At 41.5% G+C, this 17,384-nt stretch carries 11 protein-coding genes; 8 read left to right on the top strand and 3 right to left on the bottom strand.

All coding sequences use genetic code 11. The features are described from left to right. Nucleotides 1–131 precede the first annotated feature (131 nt). The 8 genes from H5180_RS03295 (at nt 132) to H5180_RS03260 (ending at nt 11,929) form a co-directional block, all read left to right on the top strand. Nucleotides 132–1,328, top strand: coding sequence for an efflux RND transporter periplasmic adaptor subunit (locus tag H5180_RS03295; RefSeq protein WP_182757664.1), 1,197 nt, complete (start codon nt 132–134; stop codon nt 1,326–1,328). 14 nt (nt 1,329–1,342) lie between these two features. After that, a complete protein-coding gene (locus tag H5180_RS03290) occupies nt 1,343–4,516 on the top strand; it encodes an efflux RND transporter permease subunit (RefSeq protein WP_182757663.1) in 3,174 nt (1,057 codons plus the stop codon). Between the two features lie 123 nt (nt 4,517–4,639). Then, nucleotides 4,640–5,272, top strand: a complete 633-nt coding sequence (locus H5180_RS03285; RefSeq protein WP_145234077.1) for a PilZ domain-containing protein — start codon at nt 4,640–4,642, stop codon at nt 5,270–5,272. Nucleotides 5,273–5,359: 87 nt separating this feature from the next. After that, a complete protein-coding gene (locus H5180_RS03280) occupies nt 5,360–6,415 on the top strand; it encodes an agmatine/peptidylarginine deiminase (protein ID WP_145233546.1) in 1,056 nt (351 codons plus the stop codon). Then, nucleotides 6,412–7,305, top strand: coding sequence for a carbon-nitrogen hydrolase (locus H5180_RS03275; RefSeq protein ID WP_145233544.1), 894 nt, complete (start codon nt 6,412–6,414; stop codon nt 7,303–7,305). Before H5180_RS03280 ends, H5180_RS03275 begins: the two co-directional genes overlap by 4 nt. Before the next feature lie 44 nt (nt 7,306–7,349). Next, nucleotides 7,350–10,823, top strand: coding sequence for a transcription-repair coupling factor (gene mfd / locus H5180_RS03270; RefSeq protein WP_182757662.1), 3,474 nt, complete (start codon nt 7,350–7,352; stop codon nt 10,821–10,823). Further along, nucleotides 10,823–11,659, top strand: a complete 837-nt coding sequence (locus tag H5180_RS03265) for a peptidoglycan binding protein CsiV (protein ID WP_145233539.1) — start codon at nt 10,823–10,825, stop codon at nt 11,657–11,659. Before mfd ends, H5180_RS03265 begins: the two co-directional genes overlap by 1 nt. Nucleotides 11,660–11,677: 18 nt before the next feature. Next, a complete protein-coding gene (locus H5180_RS03260) occupies nt 11,678–11,929 on the top strand; it encodes a DUF3862 domain-containing protein (RefSeq protein WP_145233537.1) in 252 nt (83 codons plus the stop codon). A gap of 45 nt (nt 11,930–11,974) precedes the next feature. Here H5180_RS03260 and H5180_RS03255 read toward each other — a convergent pair whose 3' ends face one another. The 3 genes from H5180_RS03255 to H5180_RS03245 all read right to left on the bottom strand — a co-directional run bounded on the left by H5180_RS03255 (nt 11,975) and on the right by H5180_RS03245 (nt 16,780). Continuing rightward, nucleotides 11,975–12,523 (bottom strand): HPP family protein, encoded by a 549-nt coding sequence (locus tag H5180_RS03255; protein WP_145233523.1) that lies wholly within the window; start codon nt 12,521–12,523, stop codon nt 11,975–11,977. A 70-nt stretch (nt 12,524–12,593) separates the two neighbouring features. Beyond that, nucleotides 12,594–13,949, bottom strand: a complete 1,356-nt coding sequence (locus H5180_RS03250) for a hypothetical protein (RefSeq protein WP_182757661.1) — start codon at nt 13,947–13,949, stop codon at nt 12,594–12,596. Between the two features lie 113 nt (nt 13,950–14,062). Further along, nucleotides 14,063–16,780 (bottom strand): TonB-dependent siderophore receptor, encoded by a 2,718-nt coding sequence (locus tag H5180_RS03245; RefSeq protein WP_145233519.1) that lies wholly within the window; start codon nt 16,778–16,780, stop codon nt 14,063–14,065. Nucleotides 16,781–17,384 lie beyond the last annotated feature (604 nt).

Genomic DNA, 17,384 nt, shown 5'->3' with positions numbered 1-17,384 from the left:
ACCTGTAAAAATTTAAGGTATACACTCGTATGTAACTAAGCTATACGGATTAAGCACCACGTAAGCCATGCTTTTAGCTTATAAAACATTATAAATTATTCATACTTAACAATTGGAACTGTGGAGTAACCATGCGTCTGTCTTTCGCACTATCAAAATTATCTTTATTCTTATTTACTTCGGCTTCGCTGTTTCTACAAGGTTGTAGTGAAGCACCTAAAACTGAGCAAGCAGCAATGCATCCAGCAGCTGTTGCAACAACTATAGCAACCTATGAAGATGCCCCATTCACTATTGAACTACCGGCAACCTTATCAGGTTCTAAAGAAGTTCAAGTACGTGCCAGAGTAACGGGGATCCTAGAATCTCGTAACTTTGATGAAGGCCAGACAGTTAAGCAAAGTCAGTCACTTTTCACTATAGATTTAGTCCCTTACCAATTGGCGGTTGAAAGCGCGCAAGCTGCTCTTAATGGTGCAAAAGCATCTTTAGTGCAAGCCGAACGTGAAGTGAAACGATTAGCCAAACTACGTGCTGAGAAATCAGTCTCACAACGAGATTACGATAACGCCAGCTCCACCCAAGATATTGCTAACACGACGTTAGAGGCCGCGAAAGTTGCATTAAAAGAAGCCCAACTGAATTTACAATATGCGCAAGTAAAAGCACCTGTCGCTGGGGTGGTGGGCCGTGAATTTGTGTCGGTAGGCACTTTTGTATCAGGTCCCGATCTATTATTAACGCAAATTACCCAGTTTGATCCTATTCGTTTACGATTTGGTATTTCTGAGCGTGAACAATTACAAATGCGTCAAGATGTTGCAAATGGCTCTTTAACGCTGCCAGAAAAAGGTCAGTGGCACACGAGCATAAAATTACAAGACGGTTCACTCTCCAATAAAAGTGGCAAAGTTAACTTCTCTGATGTACGTATTAATCCAAATACCGGCACCAGCGAACTACAAGCAATTATCCCCAACACTGATTTTGAACTTCGCCCAGGTCAATTTGTGCGAGTTATGTTAAGTGGTGCGGTACGCAAAAATGCATTTGTAATACCGCAACGTGCGGTACTTGATAATGGCACTGGTAAATTTGTTTATGTAGTCGCTAAAAATGAACAAGGCGGCACGATTGCGCGCCCAGCTCCCGTTGAAGTAGGTGAGTGGATCCAAAAGCCAGATAATCAAGGTGATAAAAACTTTTGGTTGATTAAATCAGGCATACAGCAAGGCGATGAAGTGATCATCGATGGTATTGCAAAGATTTTCTTCCCGGGCATGCCAGTGGCCGTTAACAATGCAACAAACAACGTAAGCGCAGAATAGGCGCAGGGAGTTTTATGTTTTCTCGTTATTTTATCGACAGACCTATTTTTGCGTTTGTGATCTCAATTGTTATTGTGCTGGCGGGCCTGGCTGCCATGCGCAGCTTGCCGATCGCACAATACCCTGAAATTGCCCCACCCGTTGTGCAAGTGACAGCAGCCTATCCGGGTGCGTCGGCTGAAGTACTCGAACAAACCGTAGCCGCGCCGATTGAAAATGCGATTACCGGTGTTGAAGGCATGATGTATATGTCTTCAACCTCGACAAGCTCTGGTGCAACAACCATTGAAATAACGTTTGAAATTGGCACCGATATTGACCAAGCAGCAGTTAACGTCAATAACCGTGTAAAGCAAGTTGAAGCTCGTTTACCTGAAGAAACACGGCGCCAAGGCGTGGTGGTGCAAAAAGGTTCATCGAGTTTTTTGCAAGTTCATGCGTTTTATTCACCGGACGGCACTCGTGATAGTCTATGGACTTCAAACTATGTCACCCTGAATATTTTAGACCGTATTAAACGTGTTCCTGGTACAACGAGCGTACAAATTTTTGGCGCGAAAGATTACGCCATGCGTATTTGGCTGCGCCCTGATGTAATGAGTCAGCTCGGTGTTACTGTTGAAGAAGTCGCAGGGGCAGTTCGCAGCCAAAACTCTCAATATGCAGCAGGTTCGATTGGTGCAACCCCCACTTCACAATCAGCGCAAGAGCTGGTTTACAGTGTTACCGCTCAAGGGCGTTTATCAGAGCCTGAACAATTTGAAGAAATCATTATTCGTTCAAACCTTGATGGCAGTAGCTTACGTTTAAAAGACATTGCCCGTGTTGAACTTGGTGCAAAAGATTATAACTTCAGAGGCACTATCAACGGCAAAGAAGCAGTACTATTAGGTATTTTCCTACAACCTGGTGCCAATGCACTTGATGTAGCAGCAGAAGTTAATGGCGTATTAGCAGAGTTAACTCAGCAATTTCCCACTGGACTTGCTCACTTAAATTCGTACGATACCACCCGTTTTGTTGAAGTCTCGATCCGCGAAGTAGTGAAAACACTACTTGAAGCAATGGTGCTGGTTTTCTTAGTGGTGTTCTTATTTTTACAAAATTGGCGCGCCACACTGATCCCAACTCTTGCCGTACCGGTGTCATTACTTGGTACGTTTGCTGGCATGTATATGCTTGGTTATTCTATTAACTCATTGACTTTATTTGGTATGGTACTGTCTATTGGTATCGTAGTGGATGACGCCATAGTGGTACTTGAAAACGTAGAGCGTATCATGCACGAAGAGCATGTGAGCGCCCATGAAGCCGCAATAAAAGCAATGAAAGAAGTATCAGGACCTGTTGTTGCTATTGTTCTAGTACTTTGCTCAGTGTTTGTGCCAATTGCATTTCTAGGTGGCTTAACTGGCGAACTATTCCGTCAGTTTGCGATCACCATTTCAATTGCTGTGAGCTTATCTGGCATAGTTGCACTAACAATGACCCCTGCTTTATGTGTGCTTATTTTAAAACAAGAGCATAAACAAACCGCAAGCTTCTTTTTATGGTTCAACCGTGTATTTACTAAAATAACCAGTAAGTATGTGGGTGCTGTTGGTTTTATGGTGCGCCGTGGCGCATTAGGTTTATTGCTGATGATTGGTATGGTGTCAATTACCATTGGCCTTTGGAAAAGCACTCCAGGTTCATTAGTGCCTGATGAGGACCAAGGCTACTATATTTCAGCTATTTTCTTACCTGATGGCTCATCCCTTGAGCGTACAGAAAAAGTAGTGGCTGAAGTTATTAGCGCCGTACAATCTAATCCTGCCAATGAAAATGTGGTGGCATTTACAGGCTTTGATTTTATTGGCGGCGGTTATAAAAACAGTGCAGCCACCTTATTCGTCACCCAAAAACATTGGGATGAACGAGAGATTGATACTAAAAGTTTGGTTAATGAGCTGTTTATGAAAACTGCGCATATCAACGAAGCACTTGTTTTAGCGTTTAACCCCCCTGCTATTTTTGGTTTAGGGAGCACTGGCGGATTTGAATTTTATATTCAAAACAAAGGCGCAGGTGGCCCAGAAAAACTGCAACAAGCCATGGGTTTAATGATGGCTGAAGCACAAAAAAGCCCTATTTTAAGTGGCCTACAAACGTTGTGGCGACCAAATGCACCGCAACTTAAAGTTGATGTAGATCGTGAACAAGCCCGCGCGATGGGCATTGAAATTGACGATGCCTTTACAGCCCTTGCCGGCACACTGGGTACATATTATGTGAACGACTTCAATAAGTTTGGCCGAGCTTGGCAAGTACTTATGTCAGCAGAAGCTGAATTTAGAATGAAGCCTGATGACATTGGACGAATTTATGTAAAAAATAGTCAAGGTACTATGGTTCCTATGTCTGCGTTTACTAATATTGAATATAGTCGCGGACCAGAAAGTCTAAATCGTTATAATAACTTGCCTGCGGTAAAACTGCTCGGTAATGCTGCACCCGGTTACAGCTCTGGCCAAGCAATTGCTGAAGTTGAACGTATTGCAAAAGCAGTATTACCACCTGATATGACCTACGACTGGACCGGCTCTGCGTATCAAGAAAAACGCAGCTCAGGTACCACAGGAATTGCTTTAGGCCTTGCGGTGATCATGGTTTTCTTAATCCTTGCAGCACTGTATGAGCGTTGGTCATTGCCACTCTCGGTGATGCTAGCATTGCCATTTGGAACCTTTGGCGCATTGGTATCAATCTGGTTAGTAGGCATGACTAACGATGTGTACTTCCAAATCGGCTTAGTGACCTTACTTGGTTTAGCCAGTAAAAATGCCATTTTGATTGTTGAATATGCATTGATGAAACATCAACAAGGTTGGAGCGCAAGCGCTGCAGCACTTGAAGCTGCCCGTCTTCGATTTAGACCCATCATCATGACTTCGATGGCCTTTATTTTAGGTGTAGTGCCATTAGTATTGAGCTCAGGCGCCGGTGCAGGTGCACGTCATAGCGTTGGTACTGGCGTTATGGGCGGCATGATGGCAGCAACCTTCCTTGCCGTGTTCTTTGTACCACTGTTCTTTTATTGGTTAACTGAGCGCAAACTTACTGAAAAACGCTCGCGAGCAGATTTATCCGATGAAATTGCAAGCCACCACAAGCGTGAACATGTCGACACCCAAGAGGGTAATTTATGATTTAAGCTCAGCTACAAAAATATAAGGGCAAACAGTGGTTTGCCCTTTTTTATGGTAATTTGATAACTAGCAATTTTATACTGTCGGCGCTACTATTAAACTATTGCGTCGAGGAGCCTTATGATGAATAGTGAAAAATTAACCGAGTTTGAGCAGTACTTTCAGATTGATGAAAGTAATCGAGTAAATTTATTTGCTGTTGACGATAGCAAAGTGCCTACTACCTTAGCGCAACTAGAAGCAGATATCCCACCGTTATTTAAATTGGCCAATGAGGTTAGTGAATTAGAGCAAAGCTCGTTAAGACCATTGCGTAGCCTTGGTGATTTGGCACAAGAGCTTGCCGTATTTTTACAAGCACAATCGCGTAAAATCGACTTGATCATGAGCCATATATTGGCCTCAGAGCAGCCCGAAGATAACGCCATTTATTGTGATAGCTACGGCGGTGGCGGTGTCAAACTAACCGATACAAAAGTCTACTCTATTGGCCAAGCATTTCGCACTAAATTATTTTTACAGCATGAAGCCTCTGCTATTTATTGTTACACCGAGGTAGTTGCAGTTAATAAGATTGACGATGAATACTACCAATACACCCTACTTTTTAAAGCCATCCGCGATACTGATCAAGAACTTGTGGTACGTGCTAGTTTACATGCACAAACCAGACAACTGAAAAAGCGTCAGCTGCTGCAACATGAAAGCGACAACTTTGATACCCAAGACACAACAGAGCCAACAAAACCAGAATAATATAGCTACTAGCAACCCTCATTTTGAAGTGGCTTGGCTATAGTTGAAATGCTAAACTAATAGCACCTTTGTTTGTTTATTAAATTCATGAACTTTAGACTTTTACCCGAATGGGCTGAGCAAGACGCCGTTATGCTCACTTGGCCACACCAAGCCACTGATTGGTGCGACAATTTAACCGCTGTAGAGCCTGTATACGTGCAATTATGTCAGCATATTTGTAATGCAGAGCAATTAGTGATCATCGCTCATGATGAAGCCTTAAAAACACACATTAGCCAATTATTGCGCAACAACGCTGTTGATTTGAGCCGCGTGCATTTTGTTGTTACTCCCTGTAACGATACGTGGGCACGTGATCATGGCCCATTAACCTGCGCCGCAGTTGCTGATAATAGCCAACTAAAAATTGTTGATTTTATCTTTAATGGCTGGGGTAATAAATTTACCAGTGAATTAGATAATAAAATTAATGCGGTACTAGTTAAACAACTTGCCGATACGCGCAATCAATACCAAGCGCTTGATTTGGTTCTTGAAGGTGGCGGTGTAGAGATTGATCAACACGGTGTACTATTGACCACCAGTGAATGTTTGCTTAATCCAAATCGTAATCCAGATCTAACCCAACAAGACATTGAACAGTGCTTGCGTGAACAACTTGGCGCCACCGACTTTTTATGGGTTGATCATGGCTATTTAGCTGGTGACGATACCGACAGTCATATCGACACTTTAGTGCGTTTTGCGCCTAATGATACCTTAGTGTATGTAAAGTGTGATGATAAAAATGACCAACACTTCAGCGCTCTTGATGCCATGGAAAAGCAGTTACAAGGTTTTAAAGCAACAACAGGTAAACCTTATACCTTAATTGATTTACCATGGCCAAAAGCCGTATTTAATGATGATGGCGACAGGTTACCTGCCACCTACGCAAATTATTTAATCATTAATGGAGCTGTACTTGTGCCTATTTATGCTGATGCTAATGACGAATTAGCCTTAGCACAAATTCAAACGGCCTACCCTGAGCATCAAATAATAGGCGTAAACTGCTTACCAATTATTCATCAATTTGGTAGTTTACACTGCATTACTATGCAATTACCCCGTGGATTTTTAGCTGGAGCATCATTATGAGCAGCCCTGCAAATTTAACCGTTGCCTTAGTGCAGCAAAGTAACAGTGATAATGCCGCACAAAACATGGCAAAATCAATTGCCGGTATTCGCGATGCCGCAAGCCAAGGTGCACAACTGGTGGTGTTACAAGAATTACATCGCAGTCTGTACTTTTGTCAAACCGAAGATGTTGATGTATTTGATTTGGCAGAGACTATTCCGGGCCCAAGTAGCGACACTTTAGCTGAGCTTGCAAAAGAATTAAGCATTGTTATTGTTGCCTCTTTATTTGAAAAACGTGCCACAGGGCTTTATCACAATACTGCGGTAGTGCTTGAAAAAGACGGCACAATTGCGGGTAAATACCGTAAAATGCATATCCCTGACGATCCAGGCTTTTACGAAAAGTTTTATTTCACTCCGGGTGATTTAGGTTTCGAACCAATTCAAACTTCTGTCGGCAAACTTGGTGTCTTAGTGTGTTGGGATCAATGGTTTCCAGAGGCTGCGCGTTTAATGGCAATGGCCGGTGCTGAACTATTAATTTACCCAACCGCAATTGGCTGGGATCCACGTGATGACGAAGGCGAGAAAACACGTCAAAAAGATGCGTGGGTAATATCGCAACGCGCACATGCGGTTGCCAATGGCGTACCCGTGATTAGTTGTAATCGTGTCGGTCATGAAAGTGATCCAAGTGGTCAAAGTGAAGGTATTCAATTTTGGGGTAACTCTTTTATAGCGGGTCCTCAAGGTGAACTGCTAGCAGAAGCCAACAACACTGATGAGCAACTGTTACTTGTTGAACTTGATCAAAAGCGTTCTGAAAATGTAAGACGCATTTGGCCGTACCTACGCGACCGTCGTATAGATCATTACCACGATTTAACCAAAATATATCGCGATTAAGAATAAATTAGCGCCTCAGTAGAGGCGCATTAAAGGAGTAGTAAATGGCGTTTGCGCAATGGGCAGCCTTGCCTTGGGTAAAATCTCAAAAAGATAAAATTCAATGGGGGCAACTCACTGGCAGTGGTTTAAGTATTGCCATTGCACAAGGGGTTAAACAACAAGATGGCTTAGTGCTTATTGTTACCCCTGATACACCCAGTGCACTGCGCCTTGAAACAGAGTTGGAGTGCTTGCTACCCGAGCATCCAGTAATGATATTCCCTGATTGGGAAACGTTGCCTTACGATCATTTCTCACCCCATCAAGATATAATTTCATCGCGCTTAGCCACCTTAAATACTTTAAAGAAAGAACAACAAAGTGTATTAATTGTGCCTGTGTCTACCTTGATGCTACGTACCGCCCCTGCTTCGTTTATTTATGGTTCAACCATTAATTTTAAAGTCGGTGATATTCTCGATACCCACAAACTTCGCAGTAACTTAGAGCAAGCAGGCTATTTGCATGTGCAACAAGTCATGGAGCATGGTGAATACGCCATTCGTGGCTCGATTGTTGATTTATATCCAATGGGCAGTCCGCATCCATTTAGACTCGATTTTCTTGATGACGAACTTGATACCATTCGTTTATTTGATGTTGAAAGCCAACGCTCGGATGAAAAAGTCGATAAAATTGAATTACTACCTGCTCATGAGTTCCCTACCAACGAAGCCGATATTGAACGATTTAGAATAAACTACCGTGAAAAATTTGGTGCCAGCTCATCGCAAGATTCCGTGTATATGCAAGTGACCAAAGGCAATTGGCCTGCTGGTATCGAATATTATATGCCGCTGTTTTTTGAGCAATTAGCCACTATCTTTGATTACCTGCCAGATACTGCAACAGTGATGCAACTAGGAGATTTAGAAGATGCTGCGGAGCATTTTTGGCATGATATTAATGTGCGTTATGAAAACCGTCGAGTCGATCCACTGCGCCCGTTACTTGAGCCAGTTGCACTTTATCAACCCATTAATGAACTGTTTGAAAATTTAGGCAACTTTGCTCGCATTCGGTTATCGCAAGCAAAACTCGCGACAAAAGCAGGCAATAAAAATCTAGTCACCAGCGAGTTACCCGCAATACGCATTGATCATAAACTACATGAACCCTATCAAGCATTTATAAATTATGTAGCAGCGCAAAAGAAACAAAAAGGCCGTATCTTACTGTCAGTAGAATCCGATGGTCGCCGTGAATCTCTGCTCGCTATACTTAAACCCAGCGGCTTAAAGTTTAAAGAGTTTTCATCATTCGATGAATTTGTAAATAGCAGTAGCGATGTTGGCTTAATTGTCAGCCCACTAGAACAAAGTGTAGTACTTGGTACAAAGCCCGCATTATCCATAGTTACTGAACAAGAATTACTTGGCATTAAAGTATCCCAGCGTCGCCGTCGTAAACATAAATACGAAGCTAGCCAAGATGCGCTCATCCGTAACTTAGCTGAACTTAAAGTTGGCCAACCGATTGTACACTTGGACCACGGTGTAGGCCGCTACCAAGGTCTGCAGACGATTGATGCGGCGGGACTGATCACTGAGTTTGTAACCATTACCTATGCCAATGAAGCAAAGTTGTATGTGCCAGTGTCAGCCCTGCATATGCTCAGTCGTTATTCTGGTGGCGAAGAAGCCAGTGCACCGCTGCATAAACTGGGATCTGATGCTTGGGAGAAAGCGAAAAAACGCGCGGCTGAAAAGGTACGTGATGTGGCCGCTGAATTACTCGATATTTACGCCCAGCGTCAAGCTAAAGCTGGTAATGCATTTGCCCTTGATGGTGCTGCTTATCGCGTATTTAGTGATGGGTTTCAATTTGAAGAAACTGACGATCAGCGTAACGCTATCGAAGCTGTGCTAGGTGATATGCAAAGTAAACAAGCAATGGATAGGTTAGTCTGTGGTGATGTAGGTTTTGGCAAAACTGAAGTTGCGATGCGCGCCGCCTTTGTTGCTGTAAACGACAATAAACAAGTAGCGGTTTTAGTACCAACTACCTTGCTTGCACAACAACACTTTGAAAACTTTAAAGATCGATTTGCCGACTTACCCATTGAAGTCGGTGTGCTGTCTCGCTTTAATTCGCCTAAAGAACAAAAAGACACCCTAGAAAAAATGGCTAAAGGTACCTTGGACATCGTCATTGGTACTCACAAATTGATCCAAGCCGATATTATCTTTAAAGATCTTGGTTTGCTCATTGTCGATGAAGAACACCGGTTTGGGGTACGTCAAAAAGAGAAGATAAAATCACTGCGTGCCGATGTTGACATTTTAACACTCACTGCAACACCAATCCCACGTACATTAAATATGGCCATGAGTGGTATGCGTGATCTTTCAATCATCGCGACCCCTCCTGCAAAACGCTTAGCGGTTAAAACATTTGTTCGTCAACGCGATGCAGATTTGATCAGAGAGGCGGTATTGCGGGAAATAAAGCGCGGTGGCCAAGTATACTTTTTACATAATAACGTTGAAACTATTGACCGCGTGGCAGAAGAAATTAGTGAGTGGGTACCTGAGGCAAGCGTCGCTTCTGCCCATGGCCAAATGCGCGAACGTGATTTAGAACAACTGATGAGCGAATTTTACCACCAGAAATACAACGTACTTGTATGTACTACCATCATTGAAACGGGAATTGATATCCCCACAGCCAATACAATTATTATGGATAGAGCCGATAAACTAGGCTTAGCGCAGTTACATCAGTTACGGGGTCGAGTTGGTCGCAGCCATCATCAAGCTTATGCTTACTTATTAACGGGTAATCCTAAAGGGCTGTCGAAAGATGCTGTAAAACGCCTTGAAGCCATCGAGTCACTGGAAGATTTAGGTGCCGGTTTTGCACTCGCAACCCACGATTTAGAGATCCGTGGTGCTGGTGAGTTGCTTGGTGATGATCAATCAGGACAAATGCAAACCATCGGCTTTAGCTTATATATGGAAATGCTTGAGCAAGCTGTGAAATCTCTTCGTGAAGGCAAAGAGCCTACCCTTGATAACTTGCTACAACAACAAAGTGAAGTGGACTTAAAATTAGCCGCTTTACTCCCTGAAGATTATATTCACGATGTAAATGCGCGACTAGGTATTTACAAACGGGTTGCCAGCTGCGCTAACCTAGATGATATGGACGAATTACAAGTTGAGCTGATTGATCGCTTCGGTCTGCTGCCTGATGCAACTAAAAACCTATTTAGTTTGCAGCAACTGAAACTCAAAGCCAGCGAATTAGGCATCAAAAAAATTGAAGCAAATCCAAAAGGTGGCTATTTTGAGTTTAGTCAACATACTAAGGTTAACCCTAGCTTCATTATAGGTTTGATACAAAGTGCACCTAAGGTGTATAAAATGGATGGTGCAAATAAGTTGCGCTTTGCGATCAATGAAGCGAATGCCCGCGAACGCTTAAAAATGGTCACTGCAATGATTGCGGATTTCGAAAAAAAGGTTAGCCATTAATGTTGCTTAAAAAATCTCTTATCCTACTATGCTGTGTATTTAGTAGCACAGCATTTGCAGAACGTTGGTTTGAAGTAGAAATACTGATATTCAAACAGCGCCCAGCCCCTTATTTGCAAGAAGACTTTAGCTTAGCTAAAGAACCAATTAACGCTAAACGTAGCATTGATTTACTGACACCACTTTATATTGAACAAGCTAAGCAGGAATGTATCAACGGCGACACTCGCTTTAATTCACAGTCGTTAACCGATTCTGTGATTGGTGTAAACCGCTCTAATTTGTGCGATAACAACATCGATTACCTGCGCAGTTATTCAGTGTTACCACTGAGCCCATTAGCGCCTGTTAAAGATGATATGGAGCAAACCTACTTACTTGCTCCCGAACAGCTACAATTTACATCACAGCAACAAGAACTACTGCGTAAAGGCCTCAAACCTATACTTCACACCGGGTGGCGTTTTGAAGGGGCGAGCCAATCTCGTTCTGAAAGTATTAAACTGTTTGGTGGTAAATTATTGCACGCACCTGTGATTGCGCAAACGCCACAGTATACAAATAATGACTTTATTAGTTTAGTCAGTCCTAATCAGTTCATAGCCCCTGCAATTGAGCAAAATGCAGATAAGTGGGAATTAGATGGCACTTTTAATATTTATTTGCGCCATTATTTATTTATTAATGCCAGCTTTGACGTAAATGAAATCCAAGTAACTGGTGAAATCCAACACGCTCGGTTCTCACAATTCAAACGTGTGATAAGTGGCGACATTCATTATTTTGATCATCCAAAAATGGGCATGATTGTACAAATTAGAAAATTTAACCACTAAATAAAGGAAGATGACCGAATGAAAAAACTTTTAATTATTGCTGCAACATTAAGCCTAGCAGCTTGCTCAAAAGTAAACTTAGATAATTACGAGAAAATCGAAATTGGCATGGACAAAACTGCAGTAGAAGCAATTTTAGGAAGCGCTGATAATTGTGTAGAAAAAACCCTACACACAAATTGCACATGGGGCGATGACAGTAAAAACATTGAAATAACCTTGGTATCAAACAAAGTATCTTTGTATAGTAAAACTGGTTTAGAAAAATAAACCATTGCAGTAGGTAGTAACGATGTTGCCACCTACTGACAGTTATTACCACCAATAGACAGGATAATGACGCTTAGGGTTACGTGATAAATTATTAACTAGCAACCCAACTAACAGCATAATTGTCGTACCAAACAATACAGGGCTTACGACATAGTAATAACCTAGCTGTTGTATACCGCTACCACCAATAACCGCAATCAAAGCAGTAGCGCCACCCGGTGGATGCAAAGTACGCGTTAAGTGCATAACCGCAACTGATAGTGAAACAGCCAAAGCACTTGCCAACATTAAATCGGCAGTTAGCAGTTTTGCCACAGTAACACCCACCAACGCACTGAGAACATGACCGCCAATAAGATTACGCGGTTGAGAAAACTCTGCCAATGGCGCACCGTAAACAAGCACAGCAGTTGCACCTAAAGAACCAATTAAAAATAAATTAGTTAACGGATCAAACTGTAAGCTTTTGCCAATTATTGCAACTAAATAAATGCCTAAAAATGACCCAATTAAAGACCAGATGATTTTACTCATCGGTTTACGTGGTGGACATTGACTGGTTGCGGCCATCCTGGAAATCAGAAAGCGCATATCACTCCCCCTCAAGCTGTGTAAAAAGAGGGAGATAATACCTGATAGATAAGAAAATCGACGACAACATTTATTCCATTTCGCTATAAATCAGTTCAATGCTAACTATTTTACTTCTATTTAAGGTGATTTTATAACGCTGGTACTTTATCTCTTCGTCATTTTGATATGAAAGCACTACATTTAGTTGATAGCGCCGCTCCACACTTTGTTTAGATATTTTATTATTATCAAGATGATACAGTTTACCTTCGCCTTTTTTTAAGTTCCGCGCAAACGCCGCTAAACTAAACTGCAAGGTCTGTTGCAAGCTATCATAACCAGGTAAGAACTCTTTTGCATTAACCCGTATTTCACTGGCAAAGTGCAACCATTGCGCTGCTTGTTTATTTTGTTGACGTCGTTTTGAAAATATTTTTCGTACCTCCTCTGGAATATGTTTAAAGCGTGTATATTCAAGCCAGATGTATTGTGTAGCTATTTTATCTTTGGTAACACTATTTCGAAATTGAAATCGCCATTTTGGGCGCCCTTTCACAATAGCTCGCCAAATAACTCGTGTTATGTCTTCTTTAAAAATTTCTCGCATCCCGTAAATAGCGCCCAAAATGATCACTAATGTTGCAGTCACTTCGGTAAATGAGATCCGCGCATTCAGAACCACAACCATAACAAGCGCCATTATAATCGCTGTAACGGTTCCTTTAACCAATCGTTTTAAATAACTATTAAGGTAACGAGTATTACGATTTAACACCACACCATGCTCAATCAAACGCTGTAAAAGACGCATCTTATTGGTGATCCGGTTTGCATCCTGAAGGGTTGATTCCGAGTTATATTGCAGCTCATGTCGATAATCTTGCTCGGCTTTACAAAAATTCATCAGATCATTACGCTCTTTCGCGTAATCACTGCTACGTGGCCCTTCGTCAAGTAATTTTAAAAACGACTGCTCAATATGCCAACTCAGATAGTTATCTGCATTGGTATAAAACGAGATCAGTTTTTCATCATCAGGTGTGTAACGCCTTAGCTTTTTAAGTAAGCTTTGACTTTGTTCACATAATTCAATAGCGCGCTGATAAAACTCATCAACTTCTTCAATCTTTAATGTATCTTTGATATCAGTATCAATCGCTAGGCGGACTTGATAACAATACAAGTTGAGGTTTTGCCGATAGTCTTGTTGTTCACCTTTATTTTTACTAACAAAGCGACTGCGCACTAAAGGTAAATGGATATTATTGGCGTTATACGCTAAATACGATTTGAAGTGGTTATTAAAATACGATTCTTCTGTTAACGTTTGCGGATTGATGCCCATTTCATTCGGAATAGAAAAGTACATATCAATGCGCTGTTCAGAGCGCGGGCTCAATTCAGGTTCAATTATAAAGGATAAGTTTTCATCCTGTTTTAGCAATCAGCTCTCCTAATAAGTAAAAAGATGCATCTAGTTTACTGCCACACTTTCATTTGTTCAATAAAAAAGGCCTAGTAAACTAGGCCTTCATAAGAATCCAATATTCTTACTAATTAGAATTTAACATTCACACCAGCGAAGAAACGACGACCCAGTACATCGTATGTGTACGGGTCAGTGTTTGAATCATTATTACCTGTGTAGTAAGGAGGTTGCTTATCAAATAAGTTGTTTACACCTGCAGATAATGCAACAGTTTCATTGATCATGTATGAACCACTGATGTCATGGTAGATAACAGTTGGTGTAGACGGCGCATAACACGTGTCTTTACCGATACATGAGTAACTATCCATACCAGAGATGTAACGAGCTTGATACTGTGCATCCCAGTTATCGCCAGCTGCATTTAGTGTAAAGTTAGACTTAAGATCTGCATAGCCACCAATGTTTGAAGTTATCAAACCAGCGTAATCAACAGTATCATCAAGAACAGTTACAACATACTCGTCTAGGTAAGTAGTGTCTAAACCTGCTTTCCAGTTAAGGCCTGCAGCTTCAAAGCTATATGATAAGTTTAAATCTACGCCAGACGTTTCCTCAGCACCAACATTTTGCAGCTGATTGTTGAAACTAATTCGACCTGTGCTATCCATGCCGATATTAGCTGACTGACATAATACAGAATCAGCATTTGCAGTTGTTGCTAAACATTGATCGACAATATATTGCTCGTTAACTGATGCAATCGCATTATCAATCTCAATTTTGTAATAATCAATTGTCATGCTGAAGCCGTCAAACCACTCTGGCTCGTATACGATACCTGCTGTGAAAGTATCCGCTTCTTCAGGAGTAAGTAATGAGTTACCACCTACTGTTACTTCAGCTTGATCTTGTGCACCAGGGAAAGTTACACGTTCAAAAGAAGGTGAATTACCTGAATAAAGCTCAGAAACGGTTGGTGCTCGGAATGCTGTAGATACTACACTACGGAACATTAGTTCGTCATTTGCTTTCCATGTTAAACCTAGCTTCCATGTTTCGTCAGAACCAAATGTGCTGTAATCAAACGCACGGATTGCAGCGCTAAGCTCTACGTTTTGAGCAAATGGTGCATCAGCAAGTAATGGGATTGCAAATTCAACATACGCTTCATTTACGTCAAAGCCGCCAGCGGTTGGTTCAACCATAGGGTCATTTGCAAGGCCTTGCGCTGTTAGTGAATCTGGTGTGTACCATGCTTTCTCTTGACGGTGCTCAACGCCCGCAGCAAAAGCAGCATAACCTGCTGGTAATTCAAACATTTCACCTGATACAGATGCTGAAACTATAAATAACTGACTACCACCATTGTTTACTTCAGTGTAAACATTTTTACGGAAATCTTCAGATGTCCATGCAGCTTGATCAAGCGGGTTAAATGTACCTTCAGTGATTTGTTCTTGGATAGCACCCATATTGTGAAGGTTGGCTGTCTTATCAACAGAATCGTTACGACCGAAGTTAGCTGACACATCCCATGAGTAATCACCTACAAAACCTTCTGCACCAATTACCGCACGAACAGTGTCTACTGACTGTTCGAAATAACGAGGGCCAGTGTCTGACATACGACGCCCATAAGAGATATCATCACCATATGCGTAGTTTAATGTGTCAGTAATATATTTACCGTCTGCATCACGATCTGCAAGACCATCGCCATTGCGGTCAACTTTACCTACATAAGTTTGACCAAGTAATGAATCGCCCATATTTTCATTGTACTTGAAATCAAACCATACTGGCTGTGCAGCCATTTGCTGTTGCGACCAACGTTTTGTGTAGGTAAATTCCGTAAATACACGTGTATCGTTTGAAATTTCATAACTTGCAAGGCCAGTTAAGTTCAAACGCTCCATTGGCGTGTATAAGTAGCTATCTGGCGCAAAGTTATAAAGGTCTGAATCTGTATACGGATGGAGTCCACCAAGGCCGCCTAAACCATCATCGGTTGGGGCAAGACCTGAAGTAACAGGGTTACCATCAGCATCAACTGTTGAACCATCTTCATTTACATCACCAATTACACCACCTTGCCAAATATGGCCACCTGGGCTGTATGGAGAACCACCGTTACAATTTAGACCGTTAGCACCTTCTGCAATAGGACAACTTGAGAAATCACGATCTGATTGCTTTGCTTTACCACGGTCAGTGTACTGCATACCGATAACAATGTTACCTTTATCGAATGAAGAACCAACTGTAAAATCGAATGAACTTTCAGTTGCATCGCCTTCGCCTGTGATTGCCGAGTTGACGTTCATATCAAGGCCTTCGAAATCATCTTTTAGGATGATATTCACAACACCTGCAACCGCATCCGTACCATATACAGCAGATGCACCATCTTTAAGTACTTCTACAGATTTGATCATTGAAACAGGGATCGTGTTTAGGTCAACAGTTGATGCAGCGCCAGTACCTGAGGCAATCATACGACGACCGTTTACAAGTACTAATGTTCTACTAGAACCTAGTCCACGTAAATCAATACGTGCATTACCACCAGAACCATTGTTAACGCCAGGGTTTGTCATTGCACCGCCTGTGGCGGTCATTTTTTGTAATACGCTATCGATGCTTGTGGCACCCATTGCTTTAATATCATCTGCGCCAATTAATGTAACTGGGCTAGCGTTTTCCATATCTGAACGCTTAATGCGAGAGCCCGTAACTTGGATTTTTTCAATTGATTGGGCGCCATCTTCCGCAGCCACTGCTTGCATTGTTGAAAACATAGGGATAGCTGTAACTACAGCTAAACCGATAATAGATTTTTTCATGTGAAACCCTACTTGTTGGAGAAATACCTTGCTCAGGTAGCGCTCGTTTTATTTGAGAATATCGAGTCAGCGAGGGCAACTTAGGCGGACTTAACTGAATGAAATCTGAATGAGCGGTTAATAATTACCTTCGCAATTATTGATAAACCCGCAATAGGTACATTGGTTAATGAATGTTTCATTGTTAACTAGTTAATACACCTTACATTCAAACACTTAAGTGCGAAGAAAAACATTTTAAACATGTATGAAATCAAACTAATGGACTTTGTAATTATATGTAATTAACGTATAAAAATACCTAAATCAGAAAATTTCACAAGTTAATCACATCATTTTATTAAAACTGCAAAACTGACCAACAACTGCTAACCATAGTTATGCAATAATTTTGCGTATTTAAGCTCTATGCAACTTTTTTGATAGCAATATAGTGGGGTTTAGCTTTGTTCATTGCAGCTTAATGTCAAAATAAGGTGGTTTTATGCGCACTCTATAAATTTAACTGAAAATATAAAAATTCAAGGCGAGACTCAAACTAGAAACCCTGATTTACAAATAGATACTCAACTTAATATTCAGCGTATTATTTCAGTAAATATTG

This window comes from Pseudoalteromonas sp. SR41-4 (assembly GCF_014163985.1).
In the GTDB taxonomy this organism is placed as follows: Bacteria; Pseudomonadota; Gammaproteobacteria; order Enterobacterales; family Alteromonadaceae; genus Pseudoalteromonas; species Pseudoalteromonas rhizosphaerae.
Note: the sequence above shows the minus strand (reverse complement) of the source record. Positions and strands in the feature narration are given on the sequence as shown.